Annotated in this window: 21 protein-coding genes; 18 read left to right on the top strand and 3 right to left on the bottom strand. The window is 53.1% G+C overall.

Annotated elements, in window-relative coordinates:
* The first annotated feature begins 27 nt into the window (after positions 1-27).
* On the top strand, positions 28-942 hold the full coding sequence (gene era / locus ACSV5M_RS12110; protein WP_439176488.1) for a GTPase Era: 915 nt from the start codon (positions 28-30) through the stop codon (positions 940-942).
* Positions 899-1,738, top strand: a complete 840-nt coding sequence (gene recO, locus ACSV5M_RS12105; protein WP_439176487.1) for a DNA repair protein RecO — start codon at positions 899-901, stop codon at positions 1,736-1,738. Before era ends, recO begins: the two co-directional genes overlap by 44 nt.
* A 4-nt stretch (positions 1,739-1,742) precedes the next feature.
* Here the strand turns inward: recO and ACSV5M_RS12100 are convergent, their stop codons facing one another.
* Positions 1,743-4,550: a response regulator gene (locus ACSV5M_RS12100; RefSeq protein ID WP_439176486.1), complete on the bottom strand. Its 2,808-nt coding sequence runs from the start codon at positions 4,548-4,550 to the stop codon at positions 1,743-1,745.
* Between the two features lie 147 nt (positions 4,551-4,697).
* Here ACSV5M_RS12100 and cysM point away from each other — a divergent pair, with 147 nt between their 5' ends.
* The 5 genes from cysM (at position 4,698) to ACSV5M_RS12075 (ending at position 11,727) form a co-directional block, all read left to right on the top strand.
* Entirely contained in the window at positions 4,698-5,594 is an 897-nt protein-coding gene (gene cysM / locus ACSV5M_RS12095; protein WP_439176553.1) for a cysteine synthase CysM, read from the top strand.
* 60 nt (positions 5,595-5,654) lie between these two features.
* Positions 5,655-7,121 (top strand): 23S rRNA (uracil(1939)-C(5))-methyltransferase RlmD, encoded by a 1,467-nt coding sequence (rlmD, locus tag ACSV5M_RS12090; protein ID WP_439176485.1) that lies wholly within the window; start codon positions 5,655-5,657, stop codon positions 7,119-7,121.
* Positions 7,122-7,142: 21 nt separating this feature from the next.
* The gene (gene relA, locus ACSV5M_RS12085) at positions 7,143-9,380 is read left to right on the top strand and encodes a GTP diphosphokinase (RefSeq protein WP_439176484.1); all 2,238 of its coding nucleotides are present in this window, start codon (positions 7,143-7,145) and stop codon (positions 9,378-9,380) included.
* A 102-nt stretch (positions 9,381-9,482) separates the two neighbouring features.
* Positions 9,483-10,286: a nucleoside triphosphate pyrophosphohydrolase gene (gene mazG / locus ACSV5M_RS12080; protein ID WP_439176483.1), complete on the top strand. Its 804-nt coding sequence runs from the start codon at positions 9,483-9,485 to the stop codon at positions 10,284-10,286.
* Positions 10,287-10,500: 214 nt separating this feature from the next.
* Positions 10,501-11,727 carry an HD-GYP domain-containing protein gene (locus ACSV5M_RS12075; protein ID WP_439176552.1) on the top strand — a complete coding sequence of 409 codons (1,227 nt, stop codon included), beginning with the start codon at positions 10,501-10,503 and terminating at the stop codon, positions 11,725-11,727.
* 171 nt (positions 11,728-11,898) lie between these two features.
* Here ACSV5M_RS12075 and greB read toward each other — a convergent pair whose 3' ends face one another.
* Positions 11,899-12,411, bottom strand: coding sequence for a transcription elongation factor GreB (gene greB / locus ACSV5M_RS12070; RefSeq protein WP_439176482.1), 513 nt, complete (start codon positions 12,409-12,411; stop codon positions 11,899-11,901).
* A gap of 5 nt (positions 12,412-12,416) precedes the next feature.
* The gene (locus ACSV5M_RS12065; RefSeq protein WP_439176481.1) at positions 12,417-14,363 is read right to left on the bottom strand and encodes an alpha/beta hydrolase family protein; all 1,947 of its coding nucleotides are present in this window, start codon (positions 14,361-14,363) and stop codon (positions 12,417-12,419) included.
* 122 nt (positions 14,364-14,485) lie between these two features.
* Here ACSV5M_RS12065 and tilS point away from each other — a divergent pair, with 122 nt between their 5' ends.
* The 11 genes from tilS to ACSV5M_RS12010 all read left to right on the top strand — a co-directional run bounded on the left by tilS (position 14,486) and on the right by ACSV5M_RS12010 (position 25,292).
* Positions 14,486-15,826, top strand: coding sequence for a tRNA lysidine(34) synthetase TilS (gene tilS, locus ACSV5M_RS12060; RefSeq protein WP_439176480.1), 1,341 nt, complete (start codon positions 14,486-14,488; stop codon positions 15,824-15,826).
* Between the two features lie 138 nt (positions 15,827-15,964).
* Positions 15,965-17,590, top strand: a complete 1,626-nt coding sequence (locus ACSV5M_RS12055) for a CTP synthase (protein ID WP_439176479.1) — start codon at positions 15,965-15,967, stop codon at positions 17,588-17,590.
* Positions 17,591-17,614: 24 nt separating this feature from the next.
* Positions 17,615-18,466, top strand: a complete 852-nt coding sequence (gene kdsA, locus ACSV5M_RS12050) for a 3-deoxy-8-phosphooctulonate synthase (protein WP_439176478.1) — start codon at positions 17,615-17,617, stop codon at positions 18,464-18,466.
* A 36-nt stretch (positions 18,467-18,502) separates the two neighbouring features.
* The gene (gene eno / locus ACSV5M_RS12045; protein WP_439176477.1) at positions 18,503-19,792 is read left to right on the top strand and encodes a phosphopyruvate hydratase; all 1,290 of its coding nucleotides are present in this window, start codon (positions 18,503-18,505) and stop codon (positions 19,790-19,792) included.
* A 139-nt stretch (positions 19,793-19,931) separates the two neighbouring features.
* A complete protein-coding gene (gene ftsB, locus ACSV5M_RS12040; RefSeq protein ID WP_439176476.1) occupies positions 19,932-20,210 on the top strand; it encodes a cell division protein FtsB in 279 nt (92 codons plus the stop codon).
* Positions 20,211-20,237: 27 nt separating this feature from the next.
* On the top strand, positions 20,238-20,957 hold the full coding sequence (ispD, locus tag ACSV5M_RS12035; RefSeq protein WP_439176475.1) for a 2-C-methyl-D-erythritol 4-phosphate cytidylyltransferase: 720 nt from the start codon (positions 20,238-20,240) through the stop codon (positions 20,955-20,957).
* Entirely contained in the window at positions 20,954-21,427 is a 474-nt protein-coding gene (gene ispF, locus ACSV5M_RS12030; protein WP_439176474.1) for a 2-C-methyl-D-erythritol 2,4-cyclodiphosphate synthase, read from the top strand. The genes ispD and ispF overlap by 4 nt, the downstream gene beginning before the upstream one ends.
* Positions 21,428-21,454: 27 nt before the next feature.
* A complete protein-coding gene (locus ACSV5M_RS12025) occupies positions 21,455-22,450 on the top strand; it encodes a YheT family hydrolase (RefSeq protein WP_439176473.1) in 996 nt (331 codons plus the stop codon).
* Positions 22,451-22,453: 3 nt separating this feature from the next.
* Positions 22,454-23,431, top strand: a complete 978-nt coding sequence (gene truD / locus ACSV5M_RS12020; RefSeq protein WP_439176472.1) for a tRNA pseudouridine(13) synthase TruD — start codon at positions 22,454-22,456, stop codon at positions 23,429-23,431.
* A gap of 164 nt (positions 23,432-23,595) precedes the next feature.
* Positions 23,596-24,240, top strand: coding sequence for a protein-L-isoaspartate(D-aspartate) O-methyltransferase (locus ACSV5M_RS12015; protein WP_439176551.1), 645 nt, complete (start codon positions 23,596-23,598; stop codon positions 24,238-24,240).
* Positions 24,241-24,449: 209 nt separating this feature from the next.
* Entirely contained in the window at positions 24,450-25,292 is an 843-nt protein-coding gene (locus tag ACSV5M_RS12010; RefSeq protein WP_439176471.1) for a peptidoglycan DD-metalloendopeptidase family protein, read from the top strand.
* The last annotated feature ends 27 nt before the right edge of the window (positions 25,293-25,319 follow it).

Here is a 25,319-nt window from a genome sequence, read left to right as displayed (position 1 = left end):
CATTTTTATCTACAAAGGCAGATGGTTATGTCGAGCAATGACGATGCACCGCTTGGCACACTGTGTGGCTACGTAGCAATCGTGGGCCGGCCCAACGTGGGCAAATCCACCTTGCTGAATCACCTGCTCGGACAAAAAATCAGCATCACTTCGCGTAAACCCCAAACCACCCGCAATGCGGTGGTGGGTATTAAAACCGAAGGCGATGTGCAGATTATCTTTGTCGATACCCCCGGTTTGCACCTCAATGAAACCCGTGCAATCAATCGCTATATGAATCGCGCTGCCAGTACCGCGATGAAAGACGTGGATGTCGTGGTGTTCCTGGTGGATCGGTTTATCTGGAATGATGAGGACGAGGCAGTGGCTGCACAACTCAGCCGCGTGCAATGCCCGATCATCCTCGCCGTGAATAAAGTGGACAAGGTGGAAGACAAGGAAACGCTTTTGCCTCACCTGCAAAAACTCGCCGAAAAACTAAAAGTCGATGAAGTCATTCCCGTTTCGGCACTGCGCAATATTAATCTCGAGCGCCTGGAGTCGTTGCTGGTTGAACGTTTGCCAGAAGGCATTCATCTGTACCCGGAAGACCAGATCACCGACCGCAGTTCGCGCTTTATGGCAGCGGAAATTGTGCGTGAAAAAATTACTCGCCAATTGGGTGATGAACTGCCCTATCAGATGGCGGTTGAGATCGAGGAATTTAAACAGGAAGGGGCGCTGTTAACGATTTCGGCTTTGATCCTGGTGGAGCGCGACGGACAAAAAAGAATCCTGATCGGCGAAAAAGGCGAACGCATCAAACAGATCGGTCAGCAAGCACGTCTCGATATGGAAAAACTGTTTGAAAGCAAGATCATGCTCAACCTGTGGGTCAAGGTGAAATCCGGCTGGTCCGATGACGAACGCGCATTGCGCAGCCTGGGGTACAACGACATCTAAAGAAACGCTGAACAACGACGCAAGCCGGGAACAGCAGCGCACGTTTTCAGCGACTTTCTCATTTGCGAGCCTTGCTATGCGCATTGAACTCCAACCCGCTTACATCCTCCACACACGCCCTTACCGCGATACCAGTTTGCTGGTGGATTTTTTCACACCTGAGTTTGGTCGTATCGGTGCCGTCGCACGCGGCGTTCGCCAGGGCAAGGGTAATAAGCGCGTCCTCTTTAATCCCTTTGTGCGGTTACTGATTTCCTTGCAGGGCAAAACGGATTTGAAATTGTTGACGGCCATTGAGGCCGATGGTCCCTCCTGCCATTTGAGTGGTGCCCAGTTATACAGCGGTTTTTATCTCAATGAATTGCTGGTACGCCTGTTACCGGAGATGGACGCTCACCCACCCTTGTATTACCGCTATCAGCAGAGTTTGCAACAACTGCGTGACCACACTGATGTGGAACCCTTGTTGCGTGATTTCGAATTCGCTTTTTTGCAGGAATTGGGTTACGCCATTGATTTTTTTGCAGATGCTCACAGCGGTGCTGGAATTGCGGTGGGGTCCTGTTATTGGTTTGATACCCAGGCTGGCTTTTATCAGGCCGATAACCCGCAACAGGCTGGTCCCACCATGCCGCTGTTTCAGGGCAAAGACATCATCGCCATGGCGCAACGAGATTTTGCGACACCGGAAACTCGCCGGGCGGCGAAGCGGTTGAGCCGAATGATGTTGCAACCCTTGCTGGGCAATCGTCCGCTGCGCAGTCGTGAGCTATTTGCTTCCCTGCGTTGCGAATAATCAGCTACTCATCCAAAGAAAAGATAGCATTGATGTCGCGGTTGTGGCCCCAGCTCAGCACATCATCAATGGCCTTGTTCAATGACACCATGGCACCCGGTGCCTGTTCATACTGTTTGGCTTGCAATAATTTATCCAGCAAGCCACTGATTTTTTTCAAGCGCGGAACGCCGCAATAGCAGCAACTGCCATACAGGCGGTGCACCAATTCTTCCAGTTTGGAAAAATCTTCCTGCTCAAATGCGGCGTTGATATCTGTGCGTTCTGCTTCCAGATTTTGCAGCAGCATGACCAGCATATCGCGCGCGAGTGTCGGTTTGTTATTGGCCAGACGCAGAGACATCAGAATATCCACTGAGGTCACATCTTCTGTCAGGTCAGCGATAGCAGGCATACGCGGCTGGGTGACGGAATTTTGTAATTCCTGTGGTGTTACCACGACTTCTTTCTTACCGGTTTGTGACACCCAGCGATTCACAATATGCGCCAGCTGGGCTTCGCTTACCGGTTTGCTGACGCAATCATCCATCCCCGCCACTAACAGCTCATATTTTTGTTCCGTCATGGAATGCGCGGTCAAGGCGATGATAGGCGTGCGGCGTCCGCTGGTTTCGGTAGCGCGCAGGCGGCGGGTGGTTTCGATGCCGTCCATGCCCGGCATTTGAATGTCCATAAATATCACATCAAAATTTTGGTTGGCGCAGATATCCAGTGCCTCTTTGCCGCTGCTTGCCTGGACAACATTGGTATTTAACCCGCGCAATAATTCGGAAGCCAATTGCAGGTTGGCCGGGTTGTCATCCACCACTAATACCGATGCACTCGGACGGTTGCGGTGCTCCTCACTTTCTGCTTCCTGGGCACGGCTGTCCTTGACGGTGATGTTTAACTGGCGGCCCAGGGTTTGCAATAACGAGTCATAGGTGATGGGTTTATTAACAAAGGTGGTTTGCAATTTATCTGCCTGGTTGCGCAACAGGCGTTGATGCGCGGCGGTGCAGCAGGCGATGACTTTACAATTAAATTCCTCGGTCAATTGCTCGGTAAGGTTATGCAGCAGAATCGGCTGGATCTTGCGTTCTGCCGGAGCAATATCGAGGATTACCACATCAAACGACTGACCAGCATCGCGCGCCTGGCGCAGGGTCGGGAAAATATCATGCACCGCACTGATCACCTGGGTATCCGTATCCCATTCCTGTAGCAGGCGATTGATTTGGGCAGCGGACGCCGAATTTTCGCCACAGACTAAAATTTTCCGTTTATTGAAATTGGGTTTGAAGTTGGTCGTCGGTTGTTTTTTATCAATGCCGAGCCGGGCGGTAAACCAAAAGCTCGACCCTTTTTCTGGCTCGCTTTCCACACCGATATCACCGCCCATACGCTCCACCAGACCTTTGCTGATGGCAAGGCCGAGCCCGGTGCCGCCGTGTTCCCGCGCACTGGACGTATCGACCTGGGCAAAGGCATTAAACAGGCTGTCTTTTTGACTGCGGGCGAGGCCTATACCTTCATCACTGACCGTCACTTTAATGGTTGCCTGGGATTCCTGCCGGGTGAGTAACACCACATCAACAATGATGTTGCCTTTATTACTGAATTTAATGGCGTTGCTAACCAGGTTGGTAATCACCTGTTTAAACCGTAAGGGGTCGCCTAATAAGTTAGCCGGTATTTCCGGATCAATGTAGGTAATGATTTGCAGGTTTTTTTCATGCGCATCGGGGGCCAGAATATGAATGGCTTCATCAATAGAACGGCGCAAGGGTAGTGGTACATAATCCAGTGTGAGTTTGCCGGCTTCAATCTTGGAGAAGTCGAGAATACTGTTGATCACCGTGAGCAGGTGTTGCGATGAATCGCGAATGGTGTTGAGGTATTCCCGTTGCTGTTCATCCAGATCGGTTTTCAAAGCCAGGTTGGTAAAACCAAGAATCCCATTGAGCGGCGTGCGGATTTCATGGCTGGTGTTCGCTAAAAATTCCGATTTGATACGGCTGGCTTCCAGTGCTTCCTTGCGCGCAATATCCAGATCAATATTTTGAATCTCGATAGTTTCCAGTGTTTCGCGCAGGTCTTCAGTGGATTGGTCAATATAGGCTTGCATATCCTGTTGCGCTTTTTCCATGGATAGCGCCATGGCGTTTACCGTTTCCCCCAACTCTAAAAATTCCTGTCCGTGTTGTGTGTCCACCCGGCTATGTAATTTTCCTTTCGCGAGTTTACGCACCACACTTTTGATATGGCTGAGCGGAATGGTGATATTCTGGTGCAGGCGAATCGCCAGCCAGGCGGCAAGAATCAGACATAAAACGGTAATTAACACGCTGATCAGCAGGGTTTCGTAACGCAATACCAGGAAGGGGGAATTCAATAATTCCATCTCCACCCAACCGATGGGATTTTTACCCTTGTTATCGACCACCGGATGCGAAAACAGAATCGATTTTACGGTGATGCGGGTGCTCGGCTGTTCCATCGTGGGCGCGTTGCCGTGGGTGATCTCCATAAATTGTGGACCAACGTGAAAGTGTTGGCCGGTTTCATGGTGATACAGATGAATCGCGCGGATAAACGGTTCTTCCAGTGACGCTTCAAGGATCGACGGCACCATGTTTTCGTCGCCACTGCGTAGCGCGTAATGACTCAGGTGTGCCATCTTTTGCGTCAGCATGCCGCCCCGGTGCGACACAAATTTATTGAGCTGTTTGACGTAAAGATAGGTGAGGGTACCGGCCAGCATCAGGCTGACGGACAATGCAGGAATTAATATGAGGCGCCAGACTTGCGCCTTGATACTGTTATATTTCATGAAAACACAAGCCTTGTGAGCACGGACAGACGAGGTTAACGAGGTGTCATGCGGATTTTTTTGTTGGTTTCACCATAGCACATTCGGCGGTAGAATAGCCCCCCCTTTGCGCCCCCCGGCAATCTACTTTCAGGTATTGAGATGAGCATGGATTTCCCCACGATTGAATCTTTTGTCGGCAACACGCCGCTGGTCCGTTTGCAGCGCTTACCCGGCAAGACGACCAACACCATCTTGCTCAAACTGGAAGGCAATAACCCCGCCGGCTCGGTCAAGGATCGCCCGGCACTCTCCATGATTCGCCACGCCGAAGCTCGCGGCTATATCCAGCCCGGTGACACATTGATCGAAGCGACCAGCGGTAATACCGGTATTGCGTTAGCGATGGTCGCGGCGATCAAGGGTTATCGCATGATTTTGATCATGCCGGATAACAGCACCGCTGAACGCAAAGCCTCCATGAGTGCCTACGGCGCAGAACTCATTCTGGTGTCCAAAGCGGCCGGTATGGAAGGCGCTCGCGACCTGGCGTTGAAGATGCAAGCCGAAGGCAAAGGCAAGGTGTTGGATCAATTCGGCAACAGCGACAACCCGCTGGCCCATTATGAAACGACGGGCCCGGAAATCTGGCAACAGACGCGCGGCACCATCACCCACTTTGTCAGTTCTATGGGCACCACAGGCACCATCATGGGCGCCTCCCGTTATCTAAAAGCGCGCAATCCGGCGATTCGTATTATTGGTTTACAACCTGCTGAGGGGGCCAGCATCCCCGGTATTCGCCGTTGGCCGGAAGCCTATTTGCCCAAGATTTACGACAAGTCGCGGGTAGATGAAATTGTCAGCATGTCGCAACAGGAAGCGGAAGACACCATGCGCGACCTGGCTCGTAAAGAGGGCATTTTTTGTGGCGTGTCCTCCGGCGGCGCGGTAGCGGCGGCGCTGCGGCTCAGCCAACAGGTTGACGATGCAGTAATCGTGGCGATTGTGTGTGATCGCGGTGATCGTTATTTATCGTCCGGTGTTTTTAACGTCGGCGCCTGATACGCCGACTTCTCCCCCAGCGGCCTCTCAGGCTATCACCTCATTCAGCGATACCATTTTATGTCCCACGGAAAAAACGGCGGCAAAGGCAGGAATCCCGGTAAATTGGGCAGCAAGCCGCGGGCCGGTAAAAAGCCCAAAAATTCCCTGGATTTTGACTTCAGTCAAGTCCCCAAACGCAATGCGGTACGGCGTGATGAAACGGTGCCAGCGGCGCGACCCAATCAACGGTTGGGCGAATTTGTCATTGATCGATTAAGCCATGACGGACGCGGTGTGACCCAATGGCAGGGTAAGACCTTGTTTGTGGCGGATGCCCTGGCCGGTGAACGCATCACGGCACGGTTTATCAGCGAACACGGACGCTATGCCGAGGCGGTGGTGGATGAGGTTATCGAGCCCGCAGTACAGCGCCAACTGCCGCCGTGCCCCCATTACCGGCTGTGCGGCGGCTGCCAGTTACAGCACATCCCCGAGGCACTGCAAATTCAGCTTAAACAGGATGCATTGCTGGAACAGATGCAGCGCTGGGGCGGACTCACGCCACGTCACATCCTTCCCGCTATTCAATCCCCCGGCACCGGTTATCGTAGCCGGGCGCGTTTAGGTGTGTGGTACGAAAACGACGGTACTGTCACCCTCGGTTTCCGGCAGCGGCAAAGTAAACAACTCACCCAAATCGATGCCTGCCTGGTATTGGCGCCGGCGTTAAACCGCCTGTTGGCACCGTTGCGAGCCTGGTTGGGTGAATTGGAGTCCGCCGGTGCGGTGACGCATATTGAACTCATCGAAGCTGGCGCTGGTACCGGGGTGATTGTTCGCCATATCAAGCGCTTGACCACCGCCGACAAGCAAGGTCTGCGACAACTGGCTGATGAGCAACAGTGCCAGGCATGGTTACAAGGTGATAAAGGGGCGGCGCTTTCGACAATCGAGGGTGAGGCCAGCGATCCGCGACTAGACTATTCCTTACCGGACTTTGCCGTGGAATTGGGTTTCCACCCCCAGGATTTCATCCAGGTGAATCCCACCGTTAACCGGCAGATGGTTAATCAGGCATTGAACTTGCTTAATCTGGGCGGCACGGAGCGTGTGCTGGATCTGTTTTGCGGTATCGGCAATTTCACCCTGCCGCTGGCACAGCGCAGTGCAGCGGTGTTTGGTGTTGAAGCGGTGGAGGCCATGGTGGTGCGCGGGCGCGAAAATGCGGCGCGCAATGGGTTACAGAACGTAACCTTTATGGCGGCGGATTTGAGTAAATTAAGCGTCAATCAGTTACACCAGCGCTGCGGCAGGATCGATGCCATCCTGCTTGATCCGCCGCGCGATGGGGCGCGTGAAATTGTTTCCAGCATTGGGCAACTTGCCGCCAAACGCATTGTCTACGTCAGTTGCAATCCGGCCACCTTGGCGCGTGATGCCAAGTTATTAGCGGCGAGCGGCTATCAGCTCGACAGCCTGGGCGTGCTGGATATGTTCCCTCACACCGCCCACGTGGAATCCATGGCGTTGTTTGTGCGCCCTTAATTGGTCGTTAGTGGATTTACTATGGTTAAAGTCAGACAGGACCACCCCATTGCCGCCGATGGCAATGTCGACATCGATGCCTGGATCGAGCGGATCAACGGCATCGATTCCCAACCGGAAGCCACCCGAAAAGAACTGCGTAAAGCCTGCGAGGTCAGCCTCGCCGCCGTGGATATTCACAGTGATTTCCAGCACAACTGGGGTGGTGATGCCAACTCATTCCAGATTGGCCTGGAGATGGCGGAAATCCTCGCCGATCTGCAACTGGACCAGGACACGCTGGTCGCCGCTATCCTTTACCGTGCTGTACGCGAAAACAAGATTCCCCTGGTTGAGGTCCAGCAACAATTTGGCGATACCGTCGCCAAGCTGGTGAAAGGTGTGTTGCGTATGGCGGCAATCAGCTACCAGCGCAACGACAACGAAGAGCGCATCCTCGGCCGCCAGTCCCAGGAGCAGGCGGAAAATATCCGCAAGATGCTGGTCGCCATGGTGGACGATGTGCGCGTCGCCCTGATCAAGCTGGCCGAACGTACCTGCGCCATTCGTTCGGTCAAAACGGCCAGTGTGGAACGTCGCCGCCAGGTTGCGCGAGAAGTGGCTGATGTCTATGCGCCCCTGGCTCATCGTCTGGGGATCGGTCATATCAAATGGGAATTGGAAGACCTGTCGTTCCGCTACCTGGAGCCGGAAGAATACAAACGCATCGCCCGTTTGCTGGACGAGCGGCGCATGGCGCGGCAGGAATATATCGACAATATGCTGGCTCTGCTGCGCTCGGAATTGCAGGCGGCCCATATTGATGGCGAAGTCACCGGGCGCGCGAAACATATCTACAGCATCTGGCGCAAGATGAAGCGTAAGGGCATCGATTTTTCCCAGGTTTACGACATCCGCGCGGTGCGCATTCTTGTGCCCACGGTGCGTGATTGCTACACGGTGTTGGGGATCGTCCACAGCCTGTGGCGCAACATCCCCCACGAATTTGATGACTACATTGCCTCGCCCAAAGAGAACGGTTACCGCTCGCTGCACACGGCGGTGATGGGGCCGGAAAACAAGGTGCTGGAGATCCAGATTCGTACTCACACCATGCACGAGGAATCCGAGTACGGTGTGTGCGCACATTGGCGCTACAAAGGCACCGACAAGGAAAACGTGCAGGACAGCTACGAGCAAAAAATTTCCTGGTTACGTCAGGTGCTTGAATGGCACGACGAACTGGGCGGCGAGCCTCTGAAAGACGATTTGCGCAGCGTCAATCAGGACCGCATCTACGTCTTTACACCGGAAGGTCACGTCGTTGATTTGCCTAAAACCGCCACGCCGCTGGATTTTGCCTACCGCATCCATACGGATGTGGGGCACCGCTGTCGCGGGGCCAAGGTCAACAACCGGATTGTGCCGCTCAACTACCACTTGAATAACGCCGATCAGGTAGAAATCCTCACCGGCAAACGCGAAGCGCCCAGCCGCGATTGGCTATCACCGGCGTTGGGTTATGTGAATACCGCGCGGGCGCGGGCCAAGGTGCAGCATTGGTTTAAGGTGCAGGCGCGGGATCAGAATATCGCGGAAGGCCAGGCGCTACTGGATCGGGAATTCAAACGTCTGGCACTGCTTGATCTGGACTTTGAAGAGCTGGCCAAACGTTTGCACTTTGCCAGCCTCGACGATCTTTATGCAGCGGTCGGTGCGAGCGATGTCGGCGTGGGCCAGGTGCTCAACGCCGCGCAAAAATTGCTGGATCTGGCCAACCCGAAAGAGCCGGTTATTCCGTTTCGGGCCAAGTCGTCGCACAAGAAAAAAGAATCGGATTTTTATATCGAAGGTGTGGGTAACCTGCTGACCCAGATCGCCAATTGCTGTAACCCGGTGCCGGGCGATGCGATCACCGGGTACATTACCCTTGGCAAAGGCGTTTCCATTCATCGCCAGGATTGCAGCAATGTGTTGCAACTACAGGCTGACGAACCGCAGCGTATCATCAAGGTGGAATGGGGCTCCGCCCCGCAAAGTGCCTACTCGGTGGATATTATCATCGAAGCATACGACCGCTATGGTTTGCTGCGCGATATCACCGCGTTGCTGGATAACGAACGGATCAATATCAGCGCGCTACAAACCTTATCGGACAAACGCAAGAACACGGTGGACATGTTGATCACCGCCGAGATTCGCAGCATTGATGAATTGAGCCGGATATTGACGCGCTTGAATCAATTACCCAACATCGCCTCGGCGCGCCGAAAACATTAATTTTTTTTGTGCCGGATATGTAGGTCGAATTAGCGGCGCCATGCGCCGCGTAATCCGACACCACAGTGTTCAACATTCAACCCATCACCCAAAGGACTCCGCGTGAACCCACCGCAATACACCGTTGATGATCTCTTATATCTCATGGCCCGACTGCGCGATCCCGACACCGGTTGTCCCTGGGACATCAAACAGGATTACGCCAGTATTGCCCCCTCTACCATTGAAGAAGCCTACGAAGTCGTCGACGCGATTGAGAAACAGGATTTTGCTCATCTGAACGAAGAACTGGGCGATCTGCTATTTCAGGTGATCTTCTACACCCAGATCGGCAAAGAAGAAGGCCGGTTTGATTTTGCCAGCGTGGTATCCGACTTGGTGGCCAAACTGGTGCGACGACATCCCCACGTATTTCCCGACGGCACGCTGCATAGCAAGATCGATAATCGCCATACGCTGCCGGTGGATGTAAAAGCCCGTTGGGAAGCGATCAAACAACAGGAACGGGAAGCCAAGGGTAAAACCGGTTTGCTGGACGATGTTCCGCTCAGCCTGCCATCCCTCACTCGCGCCACCAAACTGCAAAAACGTGCGGCATCGGTGGGTTTCGATTGGGATGATATCCAGGGGCCGATTGCCAAGGTGCGCGAAGAACTTATCGAAGTGGAAGAGGCGTTGGCGCAACAGGATAGCCAGGCGATTGAAGAAGAACTGGGAGACTTGTTGTTCGCGGTCGTGAATATTACCCGCTATCTCAAGATAGATGCCGAGGCCTCCTTACGCGCGGCCAATCGGAAATTTGAACAGCGCTTCCAGTATATGGAACAACATAGTGCTCGCCCTTTGGCTGAGTCTTCAATGGATGAGATGAACCGTCTATGGGATGCGGCCAAGAAAAGTCACTGACATACTTGTATCGCTTCGTATAAAAAAGAATCGATTCATAACTTTTTGTCTAGTGTGACCTGCATCAAAACCAGCTATGCTCTGAGCACGCTCTTCGTGATGAAAAATGCGCAAGGTGGTTGCAACAATCTTCAGGTTTGTTGTTTCCGTCCAAAGAATAAGATGAAGTCAGAGAGAGGTTAGCTTGGATCGGCGTGAAGTACAGCCGGGACATGTGGAGGTTGGCCAGCAAACGGTCAAGATCCACATCTCAGAGCTGAAAATCGGTATGTATGTGTCTAAACTTGATCGGGATTGGCTGGAAACGCCGTTTCTGATGCAGGGTTTTATCGTAGAGAGTCTGGACGATATCGACGCGGTTGCGGAGTACTCCGAATACATCTGGGTTGATGCGGTACAAGAAACCTGGGTGCCGCCGGAAGAGCGGGCAATCCTTGGTCCAAATCCTAAAGCCAAAATCACCTACATCAATAAAGTCTCGGCAGACCAGGAACGCGCTGCAGTGGTCAACGTCTACCGCGAGGCCCGCCGTCTCACCAAGACCCTGCTGGACGACGTGCGTCTGGGTGGCGTCATCAATACCGAACAAGCCAAATCCACGGTAAAAGATTGTGTGCAAAGCGTGTTGCGCAATGCTGATGCCCTGCTGTGGATGTCGCGCATGCGCAGCGAAGATGAGTACACCTCGGAACACTGTCTGAATGTGTGCATTCTCGCCATCGCTTTTGGTCGCCACCTGGGCATGAGCGAACCGGAGCTTGAAAAACTTGGCTTGTGTGGTTTGTTGCATGACGTGGGCAAGATGCGCGTGCCCCATGAAATACTAAATAAACCGGCGGAGCTGACGCCCAAAGAATTCAATATGATCAAGGCGCACACGGTGCATGGGCGCAATTTGTTGATGTCCTCCCCGGGTATTTTTCATGGTGCTGTGGATGTGGCTTACAGTCACCACGAACGTATTGACGGCACCGGTTATCCGCGTAAATTAAAAGCCTCCGGTATTTCGGATTTTGCGCGCATTATTGCCATTGTTGACGCCTATGATGCGATGACGGCGGACCGCTGTTATTCCCGCTCTATTCCCAGTACGGATGCGTTAAAAAATATCTTTAAGGATCGCGGTACGCATTTTGATGAGCGGCTGGCCCTGGAGTTTATGAAGTGTATCGGCTTGTATCCGCCGGGCAGTCTGGTGGAGTTGGTTAATGGTAGTGTGGGTATTGTGTTGGAAACCAATCACCGTTATCGCCATTTGCCGCGGGTGATTGTGGTGCATGATCAGCATGGTAAGTTGGAGAAAGAGCAGGTGTTGAATCTTGCGGAGATAGAGCAGGGGAATCTGGATAAAAGTTTTTTGGTGAAGCGCGCGTTGCGCGATGGTAGTCATGATGTTTTTGTGCGAGATTATAAGGAGAAGGGGTTGGTGTTTAGGATATGAGGGTTTTAATGTGATAGAGGTACTTCGTAGTTCGTTTGGCATTAGCACTTTTATTTTGAAAACGCATGTATACATCCCTGTAGCTCCCTCAAGTCGTCCTTGACTTGAGGGTTTCAAAATAAAAGTGCTAATGCCAAACTTGTATTGTGCCAGCTTCAATTTTATCGATACTCAGCTCTCACCGTAATCGCGATATTCAATCGCAGTAATGTAATAAATTTCTTCCCCCTCGGGTTTGCGTAACACAATTTCATCATCCACTTGTTTGCGCAGCATGGCTTTGGCTAACGGCGAGTCCATGCTGAGTTTTCGTTGGCTCACATCGAATTCATCCGGGCCGACAATTTGCCAGATGTGTTCGTTGCCGTCTTCGTTTTCCAATGTAACCCACGCGCCAAAAAATACCCGGCTTTGATCTTCCGGCAGTCGGTCTACAACGGTTAATACTTCCAGGCGTTTGCTGAGAAAACGTACGCGCGAGTCAATTTCGCGCAGGCGGCGTTTGCCGTAGATGTAGTCGCCGTTTTCGGAGCGGTCGCCGTTTTTTGCGGCTTCGTGAACCGTCTGGGTGACTTGCGGGCGTTCAACTTTCCACAGGTGAGTTAGTTCATCTTTTAAGCGCTTTGCGCCGGCGGCGGTGATGTAGGCCGAGCCTTTGACTGATGGAGGACGCCAACGACCCATAATGCTCAGTGCTCCAGGTGGGTAATGTGAACGGGTGTGATGGATTCGCTCAGGGCGAAACCAAAGATTTTGCTGTAAAAAAATAATTCTGCTTCGATAGCCCGCTCGATATTTTTTGCCTGACGAAAACCGTGGCCTTCCTCGGGAAAGGTGACATAGGCATTGGGAATATCTTTTTCAGTGAGCGCCTTGACCATGGCTTCGGCCTGGTTGGGCGGTACGACTTTGTCTTGTAAACCTTGTAGAAAAATCACCGGGCATTGTAGTTGCTCAATGTGGTAGATCGGAGAGCGGGCAAGGTAGAGTGCTTTTTCTTCCGGGTAAGCGCCGACCAGTGTGTCGAGATAACGTGCTTCGAATTTGTGCGTGTCTTGTGTCAGGGTTTCGAGGTTGCCAATGCCGTAAAGACTCGCGCCTGCGGTAAAACGTTTGCTGAAGGTCAATGCAGCTAACACGGTATAGCCGCCGGCACTGCTGCCGCGAATGGCCAGTTTATCTTTATCCACCAGGCCTTGGGCAATTAAAAAATCCGCACCACTGCACACATCAATCACATCGGTTATGCCCCAGTTATGCTTTAACCGGTCCCGATATTGTCGGCCGTAACCGGTGCTGCCGCGATAGTTCACGTCAAGTACGGCAAAACCGCGGCTGGTCCAGAACTGGATTTTCAGATTCAATGTGGATGAGGTTGCCGCTGTCGGGCCGCCGTGGCACATCACTACCAAGGGGGGCTTTGACTCCGCTGGCGCGGTGAAGTCCGGGTTGTGCGGCGGATAATAAAACCCGTGGGCCATTTCATCATCCTGTGTTGGAAAACTGACCGCCTGGGGTTGAGAAAGATACGCGGCGTCCGGTGTTTGTTGGGCAGATTGGGCCAGTGTCGTTAAGGTGCGCGTCGCATGATCGTAAAGATACAGAGAGATACTGCGCTGTGGGTTTCCGCCGAGCAATAAGGCTTTGCCGGCGCGACAGTGAATGGCTGATATGTCGGTTAAATCGCACGCGATGGTGTGCAGGTTTTTATCCAACAGATTCAGGCAGGCTAGATGCCAACGACCTTGTTGGCTGTAACAACATAAAAGCGTGTTGGCATCAAGAAAGCCGAAGGTGGACATGCCGAATACCCAACGCGGCGTAGCAAATTCTGCCTCCCTGTTGCACAGGGGATCGAGTTGCGGATTGTTTCGCGTCCAGCGATATAAATTCCACCAGTTACTGTTGTCCGAAACCAGCACTAGGTCGCCAGCGGGAGACCACTCTGGTTGAAAGATGGATTCCTGCATACTGCCCGCTATTTTTACGGGCGTGGCCAGGGCGTGTTTATCGGTAAAGTCAGCAATAAAACACTCGGTGCCGTCCCACGGCATTTGGGGGTGTTGCCAGGACAACCAGGACAGACTCTTGCCATCGGGATTCACACGCGGGTTGCTATAAAAATCGGCGCCGCTAACGAGTACGTGCACCTGTTGTGAACCGTCCAGCGCCAGCGCGACAATTGTGTTGACGGGCTCCTGGCCTGTTTGCGAATGGTCTTCCCGCACACAAATCAATTGTTGATGTTGTTCATCCACACAAAAATCTGCGTAATGGTAGGGGCCTTCCGGACTTAATGGCTGCAACGTGTGGTGAGTCGTATCCAGCCGATATACCCGCTGGTCGGCATCCAGCACCAGATAGACAAACTGATGGTGAACCGCATAATTGCCACCGCCATATTCATAGGCGCGGGTGCGCACGCTGGCAGGGGCAGGCAATAGTTCTTCGCGCACGCCGTCATGCAGACGGACCAGGGCATTGCGTCCTTTTTCCTGCGGGCGTGACTCCAGCCAATAGATGACTTCGCCATCAAAACGCGGTTCGCTCAGTTGTACGGTTTTCTCCGTCAGCGACGCTGCGCTGATGGGCGATGTCCAACTGCCATAGGCGGCGGATAAGCGTGTCTCTTTCATACATGACGCCTGTCGGTTAAGTGGCCCGCATTGTGCCTTTGTCCCGCTTGGGACTTCAACCGCCGGTTTTTATTCCGTGTCGATTCGGGTTTAATGGCGGCATTCATGGCTGGATTTTTACTATGGTTTTTACCTCCACGACGTTACGTCAACACTTGCCATCAGACGCGCGGCGTCTGTGGGTAGCGCTGAGTGGTGGACTGGATTCTGTGGTATTGCTGCATGCCCTGGTGCAACTCAGGTTGCCGACGCCGATCACCGCGCTCCACGTTAACCATCAGATTTCTCCCTATGCATCTGATTGGCAGCAACACTGCGCGGCGTTGTGTGCTGCGTTGGGTGTTGAATACATTGCGCAATCCGTCGTGGTTGAGCCCAGCGGTCGCGGTTTGGAGGACGCGGCACGCGCGGCACGTTATGCCGTCTTTGAGGCCCACGTGCGCGAAGGTGACTGTTTACTGACGGCGCATCACGCGGATGATCAGGCTGAAACCATGCTGCTGCGTTTACTGCGTGGCAGCGGCCCGCGCGGGTTGGCATCCATGGCGCGTCAGCGTCCGCTGGGAGCGGGCACACTGGTACGCCCACTGCTGGATATCAAACGGGCTGACCTGGAAGCTTATGCTATCGCGCATCAACTGATCTGGGTGAACGACGAAAGTAACGCCGACACCCGCTATGATCGCAACTATCTTCGCCAACAGGTTATGCCTTCATTGGTGGCGCGCTGGCCGGATTACACGCGCCGCTGGCAGCAAAGTGCGCAGGCTTGTGCGGATAGTGAACAACTTTTGCAGGAGCTGGCTGCTGAGGATCTGGCGCGTGCAGCACCGCGACCGGAACGACAAGGTGTCAGCCTGTTGCTTTCCGTGTTGCGCGATATGTCAGTGGCGCGTCGTCATAACCTCTTGCGCTACTGGTTTCGTCAGCAGTGCTATGCCGCTCCCGAACACGCCCACTTGCAGCAACTTGACGACCAACTCATCAATGGCCGCGTTGACGCTGAGGCCGATGTGCGTTGGGGCGATGTGGCGGTCCAACGCTTTCGGGAACGGTTATATGCCCTGCCTGCAATGACCCCGGTACCCGCGCAACAGGAATCGCCACCCGCCGCAGGGAATTTAATCGGCACTACGCAGGACGTGGTTTTATCGGCCAATTCGTTACTGACGTTTGAATATTGTTCCTCAGCCGCTCCCGCATCATGCCTGCGCGCTGACATCAGCCGGGTTGAGCTGCGCTGGCGCATCGGTGGTGAGCGCTGCCGTCCCGCCGGCCGCGCCCACTCGCAAACCTTAAAAAAACTGCTGCAGGAACACGGCCTGGAACCCTGGTGGCGCGAACAACTGCCGCTTGTCTACGTCGATGGTCAGTTGGCAGCGGTAGGGGATTTATGGGTGTGCGCTGATTTTGTGGCCGCGCCCGGTGCGCCGGGGTACCGTTTGCAGTGGCACATTCGCTGAAACGGCCGGCAGCTTTCCGTTGAGGCAAACCCGGCTTTCTGGTAGTCTGGCGCCCCGTCCTGAAAGGTAAAGGCCAGCCCCTCTGGTTGACTTGCCCACGCATCTGCACTGCATCATTCAATTTCTACAAGGCTTCAAATGACACGCTATATATTCGTCACAGGCGGTGTTGTATCGTCTCTCGGTAAGGGCATTGCTTCAGCTTCTCTGGCTGCCATACTCGAATCCCGTGGTCTGAAAGTGACCATCATGAAACTCGACCCCTACATCAATGTGGACCCGGGTACCATGAGCCCCTTCCAGCATGGAGAGGTTTTCGTCACCGAAGACGGTGCGGAAACCGACCTGGATTTGGGTCATTACGAGCGTTTTATCCGCACCAAGATGACTCGCCGCAATAATTTCACCACCGGTCGGGTTTATGAGACGGTGTTGCGCAAAGAGCGTCGCGGCGATTATCTCGGTGGTACGGTTCAGGTTATTCCGCATATCACCGATGAAATCAAACGCCGTATCGTTGAAGGTGGGCGCGATGTGGATGTGGCGCTGGTAGAAATCGGCGGCACAGTAGGTGATATTGAATCCCAACCGTTTCTTGAGGCGGTGCGTCAACTGAAAGTTGAACTGGGCCCGCAGCACTCCTTGCTGATGCATTTGACCCTGGTGCCATACATCGCCACCGCCGGTGAAACCAAGACCAAACCTACCCAGCACTCGGTAAAAGAATTACGTTCTATTGGTTTGCAGCCGGATGTGCTGCTGTGCCGTTCGGAAAAACTGGTGGACGAAGATTCGCGCCGCAAGATCGCACTCTTTACCAACGTTGCTGAACGCGCGGTGGTGCCCCTGCCCGATGCCAATACTATTTACGCCATTCCCCGTTTATTGAACGAATTTGGCCTCGATCAAATTGTTGTGGATCAGTTTGGCCTGAATTGTCCACCCGCTGATCTGAGCGAATGGGATCGCGTTGTGGACGGCAAACTGAATCCTGAACACGCCGTTACCATTGCCATGGTCGGTAAATACATGGATCTGCTCGACGCTTACAAGTCCCTGAACGAAGCGCTGACCCATGCGGGTATTCACGCACGCACCAAAGTCAATGTGAATTACATTGACGCAGAGCGCGTTGAAACTGAAGGCGTGGGTATCCTGAAAGATGCCGATGCGATCCTTGTGCCCGGCGGTTTTGGCGAGCGCGGTGTCGAAGGCAAATTAATGGCCGTGCAATATGCCCGTGAAAACAAAGTGCCTTACCTGGGCATTTGTCTGGGAATGCAGTCCGTGGTGATTGAGTTCGCCCGTAATGTTCTGGGCCTGAAGGGTGCCAACTCCACCGAGTTTGATAAGAACAGTCCGCATCCTGTGATTGGTTTGATCACCGAGTGGATCACCGCCGACGGCGCGGTGGAAAAGCGTGATGAAAGCTCTGACCTGGGCGGCACCATGCGTTTGGGTGCACAGGAATGTCGTCTGGTCAGCGGTTCAAAAGCCCGCGAAATATACGGAGCCGATGTGATTGTTGAGCGTCACCGTCATCGTTATGAAGTGAACAACAATTATGTCGATCAACTGCAAAAAGCCGGTTTGCGTATCGGCGGCTGGTCGGCGGACGACACCCTGGTTGAAGTGGTGGAACTGCCGGATCATCCCTGGTTTGTGGCCTGTCAGTTCCACCCGGAATTTACCTCAACGCCGCGCGATGGACACCCCTTGTTCAGCAGCTTTGTCAAAGCCGCTTTGGCAAATAAAAAATCCTGAGTCGTTCAGCGATTGGAGAAAAGTGTGACAGCAAAAACAGTACAGATTGGTAAGCTCAACGTCAGTAACACCCTGCCGTTTGTGTTATTCGGCGGGATGAATGTACTTGAGTCGCGCGACATGGCGATGCAGGTGGCTGAAGCCTATGTAACAGTGACCCAAAAGCTGGGTATTCCTTACGTTTTTAAAGCGTCTTTCGATAAAGCCAATCGCTCATCCATCCATTCCTACCGCGGTCCGGGCATGGAAGAAGGCTTAAAGATTTTCCAGGAAATCAAACAAACCTTTGGTATTCCTGTGATTACCGATGTGCACGAAATTTACCAATGCCAACCGGTGGCGGATATTTGCGACGTTATTCAATTGCCCGCATTCCTTGCACGTCAAACCGATCTGGTGATGGCGATGGCCAAAACCAACGCTGTTATCAATATTAAAAAGCCGCAATTTCTCAGCCCAGGACAGATGAAAAATATCGTGGAAAAATTCCGCGAGTGCGGCAACGATAAAATTATTTTATGTGACCGCGGCACTAACTTTGGCTACGACAACCTGGTGGTGGATATGCTGGGCTTCCGTACCATGCGCGATGTCAGCGGCAATGCGCCGGTAATCTTTGATGTAACCCATTCCCTGCAATGTCGCGATCCGATGGGCGCCGCATCAAGTGGGCGCCGGCATCAAGTGGCCGAGCTGGCCCGTGCAGGTATGGCGGTGGGCCTTGCCGGTTTATTTCTGGAAGCGCATCCCGATCCGGATAACGCCAAATGCGACGGCCCCAGCGCGTTGCCCCTGGACAAGTTGGAACCTTTCCTTGCACAAATGAAAGCGCTTGATGACCTCGTAAAACACTTTCCTCCCCTGGACATCAAGTAATCTATTAATTTTTTAAAGAGAAACATTGGAGTAACCATGAGCAAGATAGTCGACATTAAAGCGTTTGAAGTATTGGATAGCCGCGGCAACCCCACGGTCATGGCGGAAGTCATTCTGGAAAACGGTGCGGTAGGTTCAGCCTGTGCACCGTCTGGCGCTTCAACCGGCTCGCGCGAAGCCCTGGAACTGCGCGATGGCGACAAGTCCCGCTATATGGGTAAAGGTGTGTTGAAAGCCGTTGATAACATCAACAGCACTATCAAAGGTTTATTGGTAGGTATGGATGCGCTGAACCAACGCGCATTGGATGATGCCATGCTTAAAGCTGATGGCACAGACAACAAATCAGTACTCGGCGCCAACGCGATTCTTGCAGTGTCTCTCGCTGCAGCAAAAGCCGCTGCGATTGCTAAAAAAGTCCCGCTCTATGCACACATTGCTGACCTGAACGGCACCCCCGGTAAATACTCCATGCCGGTGCCAATGATGAACATCATCAATGGTGGTGAGCACGCCGACAACAACGTCGACATCCAGGAATTTATGGTGCAGCCGGTCGGTGCCAAAACCTTTGCTGAAGCCTTGCGCATGGGCGCAGAAATTTTTCACAACCTGAAAAAAATCCTGCACGATAAAGGTTTGAACACGGCGGTGGGCGACGAAGGTGGTTTTGCACCTAACCTGCCGTCTAACGAAGAAGCCCTGAAAGTTATCGCGGAAGCAGTGGCCAAAGCGGGTTATAAACTGGGTGACAATGTGACTCTGGCACTGGATTGTGCAGCGTCAGAATTTTACAAAGATGGCAAATACGATCTGGCCGGTGAAGGCAAAGTATTCAGCTCCACCGAGTTCTCTGATTACCTGGCCGACCTCGCCAACAAATACCCAATTATTTCTATTGAAGACGGTAAAGACGAAAGCGATTGGGACGGTTGGGCTGACCTGACCAATAAGATCGGTAACAAAGTGCAATTGGTGGGCGATGACCTGTTCGTGACCAATACCAAGATCCTAAAAGAAGGTATCGAGAAAAAGATTGCTAACTCTATCCTGATCAAATTCAACCAGATCGGTTCGCTGTCTGAAACCCTGGATGCGATCAAGATGGCGCAGGACGCCGGTTACACCGCTGTGATTTCTCACCGCTCCGGTGAAACTGAGGACACCACTATTGCCGATCTGGCTGTGGCTACCGCTGCCGGTCAAATCAAAACCGGTTCACTGTGCCGCTCTGACCGCGTATCCAAGTACAACCGTCTGTTGCGCATCGAAGCCGAATTGGGCGCCGCCGCACCTTACAAAGGTCGCGCAGAGTTCAAGGCATAAGTTACTCCTTGTTATACAGAACGGGCCCTCAGTGGCCCGTTTTTGTTTTCTACTTAACATGTCGTTCATCAGCGGGTGCTATTCCCCGCCACAATTGTGTAAGATTGCCGATCATCACTCATGAGCAACTGACGCCATTATGAAATGGATGCTGGGTATTTTGATTATTCTGCTGGCTGCGCTGCAATATCGCCTCTGGATCAGCGAAGGCAGCCTGGCTGACGTGAACCGTTTGGAGCGGGAAATCAAAATACAGCAGGCCGATAACAGTCGCTTGCGTGAGCGCAACCGGATTCTGGCGGTTGAGGTGGAAGACCTCAAAACCGGTCTCGACAGCGTAGAAGAACGCGCGCGCAATGACATCGGTATGATCAAAAAAGACGAGACATTTTTTATGATTCTCGAACCCCGGCGCTGATTCGATCAGTCCTTATTTCACTCGCCCATGACACACACAAATACCCCATCTCGCTATTGGATTATTGTACCGGCCGCCGGTGTTGGTGCTCGCATGGGCGCGGGAATGCCGAAGCAGTATTTAACCCTGCTGGGTAAAACCATCCTTGAACACACCCTTGAGCGGTTGCTCGGTCTGCCGAATGTAACGGGCGTATTGGTTGCTATCAGCCCGACAGATAACATCTGGCCGCAACTTCCTGTCAGTGCCAATCCGCGCATCACGCGCATAGATGGCGGCGCTGAGCGCAGTGATTCCGTGTTAAATGCGCTAGAGGCATTGGCCGATCAGGCGCAAGCGCAGGATTGGGTGCTGGTGCATGATGCGGCGCGTCCTTGTATTACGCTGTCAGCTATTCAAAACTTATGCGCTGTATTGGTGGACGATCCGGTGGGCGGCATCCTCGCCGTGCCGGTCAGCGACACGATCAAACGGGTTGATGCGAATCACACCATTGTACAAACCCTGGATCGCACGCAACTGTGGCAGGCGCAAACGCCGCAACTTTTTCGTTATGGTTTATTGCGTGCATCACTCGCCAGCGCTCGGGCGCGAGGGCAAACCATCACCGACGAAGCGTCGGCCCTGGAAGCGAATGGGCACCCACACCGGGTAGTGGAAGGTCGCGCCGATAACATCAAGATTACCCGGCCAGAAGACCTGGCTTTGGCACACACCATTTTGCAACAACAGGAAACGACTCAATGAGAATCGGACACGGCTACGATGTTCACGCTTTTGGTGCCGGCGACAAGATTGTTATCGGCGGCGTGGTTATCCCGCATCACCATGGCTTGATTGCGCACTCTGACGGCGATGTCCTGTTACACGCATTGTGCGATGCCTTATTGGGTGCCGCGGCCCTGGGTGATATCGGTAAACACTTTCCCGATACTGATATGCAATACCGCAATGCCGACAGCCGCGCATTACTGCGCATGGTGTACAGCAAAGTGAAAGCCAATGGCTGGCGGCTGGAAAATGCGGATATGACTATCGTCGCGCAAGCGCCGCGAATGGCTAATTACATTCCTCACATGGTTGAGCATGTCGCAGAGGATTTACAAAGCCAACTGAGTCAGATCAATATCAAAGCCACCACAACCGAGCGTTTGGGTTTTACCGGACGTGAAGAAGGCATTGCCGCTTATGCGGTGGTGTTGCTGGCCAGGCTGTGATGCCCACCGCGAAAAGGATATTCCACCATGCCCATCATCCAGTCTGAGTTTTGTTCTCCCTGGTGGATGCCCGGCGGGCATATGCAAACCTTGTTGCCGGTCATTATGCGACCGCTAGCGCCTTCAACAGATATTCGTTTTATCCACCTTCCGGATGGTGATCAACTCGCCGCAGATTTTTACACGGCGGATGTTCCCGCCGATCAGCCGCGTAAATTATTGATTGCTACTCACGGCCTGGAGGGCAGCTCGCGGCAACCTTATGTGTTAGGCATTTGCCATGCGGCGAGACGGGCCGGTTTTGATGTGCTGGCCTGGAACCTGCGCGGTTGTGGCGATATCGATAACCGTCTGGCCACATTATATTATTCGGGCTGCAGTGAAGATCTGGATGCGATGGTGACCTGGGCTGAACAACAGGGATACCACCAGATTTATTTGGCCGGCTATTCATTGGGTGGCAATGTAGTGCTGAAATGGTTGGGCGAGCAGGGCAGCAACGCGCAAATACGCGGTATCCAATGTGTTGCAACAGCATCAGTGCCGGTAGATCTGGCCGGGTGCGTGGAGACGCTGGATCATTGGAGCAAGATGATTTATCGCCTGCGTTTTGTGAGTGATATGAAAAAACGTTTGCGGCGTAAAGCAAAAAAATTTCCGGACCTGATCGATTTATCGGTGCTGGAAAAAATCCACACGTTGCGCGACTACGACCACCATGTTTCCGCGCCGTTGAACGGCTTTAGCAGTGCGGACGAACTTTATGCGCGCTGCAGCGCAAAATATTTTCTTCATCGTATTGCGGTACCCACCTTATTGGTCAATGCACAAAATGATCCCTTCCTGAACGCCGCCTGTTATCCCATGGACGAAGCGCGAGATCATCCAACTCTCACCCTTGAATTAACCAGAACCGGTGGTCACGTCGGCTATTTGAGCAGCTCTGGTGATTGGTGGATGGACCAACGGTTTCTGCAATATTTTTCACAACACGCAACAATCACCTTTCGCGAGCCGTATTGAGTTATGTCTGTTTCTTATTCGCTGGATTTTCCTTGTGCGTACGGCACACCCACCTATGCAGGGGACTTCCGCACCCAGCCGGAAGATTTTCAGGTTGATGAGGTTCTGGGTTTTGAACCGCAAGGGGAGGGCGAGCATGTGTATCTGCATATTCGCAAGCGCGGTGAAAATACGGCCTGGGTTGCAGAGCAGATTGCGCGTTTGGCGCAAGTCGGTATCATCGATGTTGGATACGGCGGTCGCAAAGATCGTCATGCAGTCACCACCCAATGGTTCAGCATTTATTTACCTAAAACGGAAGAGCCTGACTGGCAAGGATTGAACAGCGATTCTGTACAGCTTCTCGCGCGGCATCGGCATTCGCGCAAACTGCGTCGTGGTGAACACGAAGAGAATCAGTTTGTTATTCGGTTGCGCAACCTTGAACAGGCAGCCGTAAGTGAGGTTGAGCAACGATTGCAGAGTGTCGCTACCCAGGGTGTGCCAAATTATTTTGGAGAGCAACGCTTTGGTCACCAAGGCAATAATTTATTGATGGCAGAGCAGCTTTTCAGCGGAAAAGCCATACGCGATAAACAAAAGCGTGGCCTGGTGTTATCAGCGGCACGTTCCTACCTCTTTAATCAACTATTGGCCAATCGGGTGCAGCAGCACAACTGGTCTATGCTGTTGGCAGGCGATCCTGAAAATGTTCCCAGTGGTCCGCTGTGGGGGCGCGGTCGGCTGACCAGTAGCCTGGCCACTCTTGCGCATGAGCAGCAAACACTAAACGCCTGGGCTGAATGGTGCGATGCGCTGGAACATGTGGGTCTGCAACAGGAGCGGCGGCCTCTGGTATTGCGCCCCCGTGATCTGACCTGGACTTGGGAAACTGATGTAGCAACCCGGCATCTGGTGATCAGTTTTACGCTGGGTAGCGGTGAATTTGCGACGGCCGTCTTGCGTGAGCTGGTGAGAGTGCAATCCGCGCGTTCCGAATGAGCCCCCGAGGTTAACCGGAGGCGCAATGAGATTGTGGTATAGTTGGCCAATTTTGGGGTGACTGCCAAGGCAGTCAGGTAACAAGTGAACCCGTCAGCTAAAGAACCGGGTACAGAAAAAGGTGAGGGCTGAGCGTGAGTAGTTTGATCTTCGAGGGCATTGGTATGACCTCGCAACGCACCCGTGAACGTTTGATCCAACGGTTAAGCGAACAGGGTGTTACCAATATTCGGGTATTGGATGTTATCCGCAACACGCCACGCCATATCTTCCTCGATGAAGCTCTTTCCCACCGCGCCTATGAAGACACGGCGCTGCCTATCGGCTACGGACAAACCCTCTCCCAACCCTATATTGTGGCGCGCATGACCGAGATCCTGCTGGGCGCCAGTGGCGGCAAACTTGAAAAGGTTTTGGAGGTAGGAACAGGGTCCGGTTACCAAACTACAGTCCTCGCACAACTGGTCGGTCAGGTGTTCAGTGTGGAACGTATCAAACCGCTACAGGACAAAGCGCGTGATCGGTTGCGGCAACTGGGGCTGCGCAACGTTCAACTTAAACATGCCGACGGGGGATATGGTTGGCCAGAGATGGGGCCCTACGACGGCATTCTAAGCACGGCTGCACCGCGCGCCGTTCCTGACGAGTTGCTTGCCCAGCTGGCCCCCAATGGTGTGCTGGTGATTCCAGTGGGCGGACAGGAGCAGGAATTGCATCTGGTTATGCGGGATGGCGACACAGATAAGTTCGTTACCCAAAAGCTGGAACCGGTTAAATTTGTACCTCTTTTATCTGGTACGACTCGCTGAAGCAGATGTGGCACATCTAATAACATGTGTAAAAATTTTCACCAAAGAATTGGGTTTTTAGAGCTTAACTTCGGAAAAACACGAAAAATGACCCTTTTTATGCCTCAGTGAGTAATAAAAAGTTAGATATTTTTATAATAAGTTTTTTTTATTAAGTTCTAAAATTAATAAAGGCGATTAAAAATTAACCTGCCGGACTGAGTTTTAGTATGCTACAGCGGTCTTACACAACGCCGTTAATCTTTGGTCGCTTGATCGCTATATCGATCATGTTCCTTGGGTTACTCGCCTGTGGCTCGCCGCAGCCCGCGCACGTTGTTGATCGCGCACAGCCACCCAGTCGAAAAATCCAGAATCCCGGGGAGCATCAGGTCAGTCGTGGAGAAACCCTGTTTTCAATTGCCTGGCGCTACGGCCTCGACTATCGGCAATTGGCAAATCACAATAGAATCAACCCGCCATACACCATCTACCCCGGTCAAAAAATTCGTCTCGATGTAGGCATTGCTCCGCCAGCCTCCGCGTCTGTCCCCCGAACGAATCCGGTGACCTCCAGACCCCAGGCCGCTCCGGTGACCCGCCCGCCCCAAGCAACCCCTGCACGACCAACAACGGCGTCTCGTTCGGAAAATAAAACACCAAACACACCAGCGACATCCCAGCCGCCGCTGTTAGCTGGCGCGCCGAATTGGCAGTGGCCGGCCCAAGGTAGGGTGCTCTCTGGATTTCATGGCAATAATGGCCTCAACAAGGGTATTGATATCGGCGGCAATTTGGGACAGCCTGTGCTTGCAGCAGCCTCGGGACAGATCGTGTACGCAGGAAGCGGACTGCGCGGTTACGGCAAGTTGCTCATCATTAAACACAATGAAACCTACCTGAGTGCCTATGCGCACAACCATCATCTGCTGGTAGAGGAAGGCGACGTGGTTAAAGCCGGGCAAAAAATTGCCGATATGGGTTCAAGCGGTACCGATAGGGTAAAACTTCATTTTGAAATACGTCGCGATGGCACTCCGGTAGATCCCATGAAATACCTGCCCAAGCGTTAAAATGAATTCACCCTGTTTTGGCGTAAG

Origin of the sequence: Cellvibrio sp. ARAG 10.3, from assembly GCF_051846955.1 — a bacterium.
Lineage (GTDB): Bacteria > Pseudomonadota > Gammaproteobacteria > Pseudomonadales > Cellvibrionaceae > Cellvibrio.
Note: the sequence above shows the minus strand (reverse complement) of the source record. Positions and strands in the feature narration are given on the sequence as shown.

What these genes read in the sequence shown, in the direction of transcription:
- era (WP_439176488.1), top strand. Translation starts at nt 28, where the DNA reads ATGTCGAGCAATGACGATGCACCGCTTGGCACACTGTGTGGCTACGTA.
- recO (WP_439176487.1), top strand. Translation starts at nt 899, where the DNA reads ATGACGAACGCGCATTGCGCAGCCTGGGGTACAACGACATCTAAAGAA.
- ACSV5M_RS12100 (WP_439176486.1), bottom strand. Translation starts at nt 4,550, where the DNA reads ATGAAATATAACAGTATCAAGGCGCAAGTCTGGCGCCTCATATTAATT.
- cysM (WP_439176553.1), top strand. Translation starts at nt 4,698, where the DNA reads ATGGATTTCCCCACGATTGAATCTTTTGTCGGCAACACGCCGCTGGTC.
- rlmD (WP_439176485.1), top strand. Translation starts at nt 5,655, where the DNA reads ATGTCCCACGGAAAAAACGGCGGCAAAGGCAGGAATCCCGGTAAATTG.
- relA (WP_439176484.1), top strand. Translation starts at nt 7,143, where the DNA reads ATGGTTAAAGTCAGACAGGACCACCCCATTGCCGCCGATGGCAATGTC.
- greB (WP_439176482.1), bottom strand. Translation starts at nt 12,411, where the DNA reads ATGGGTCGTTGGCGTCCTCCATCAGTCAAAGGCTCGGCCTACATCACC.
- ACSV5M_RS12065 (WP_439176481.1), bottom strand. Translation starts at nt 14,363, where the DNA reads ATGAAAGAGACACGCTTATCCGCCGCCTATGGCAGTTGGACATCGCCC.
- tilS (WP_439176480.1), top strand. Translation starts at nt 14,486, where the DNA reads ATGGTTTTTACCTCCACGACGTTACGTCAACACTTGCCATCAGACGCG.
- ACSV5M_RS12055 (WP_439176479.1), top strand. Translation starts at nt 15,965, where the DNA reads ATGACACGCTATATATTCGTCACAGGCGGTGTTGTATCGTCTCTCGGT.
- eno (WP_439176477.1), top strand. Translation starts at nt 18,503, where the DNA reads ATGAGCAAGATAGTCGACATTAAAGCGTTTGAAGTATTGGATAGCCGC.
- ftsB (WP_439176476.1), top strand. Translation starts at nt 19,932, where the DNA reads ATGAAATGGATGCTGGGTATTTTGATTATTCTGCTGGCTGCGCTGCAA.
- ispD (WP_439176475.1), top strand. Translation starts at nt 20,238, where the DNA reads ATGACACACACAAATACCCCATCTCGCTATTGGATTATTGTACCGGCC.
- ispF (WP_439176474.1), top strand. Translation starts at nt 20,954, where the DNA reads ATGAGAATCGGACACGGCTACGATGTTCACGCTTTTGGTGCCGGCGAC.
- ACSV5M_RS12025 (WP_439176473.1), top strand. Translation starts at nt 21,455, where the DNA reads ATGCCCATCATCCAGTCTGAGTTTTGTTCTCCCTGGTGGATGCCCGGC.
- truD (WP_439176472.1), top strand. Translation starts at nt 22,454, where the DNA reads ATGTCTGTTTCTTATTCGCTGGATTTTCCTTGTGCGTACGGCACACCC.
- ACSV5M_RS12015 (WP_439176551.1), top strand. Translation starts at nt 23,596, where the DNA reads ATGACCTCGCAACGCACCCGTGAACGTTTGATCCAACGGTTAAGCGAA.
- ACSV5M_RS12010 (WP_439176471.1), top strand. Translation starts at nt 24,450, where the DNA reads ATGCTACAGCGGTCTTACACAACGCCGTTAATCTTTGGTCGCTTGATC.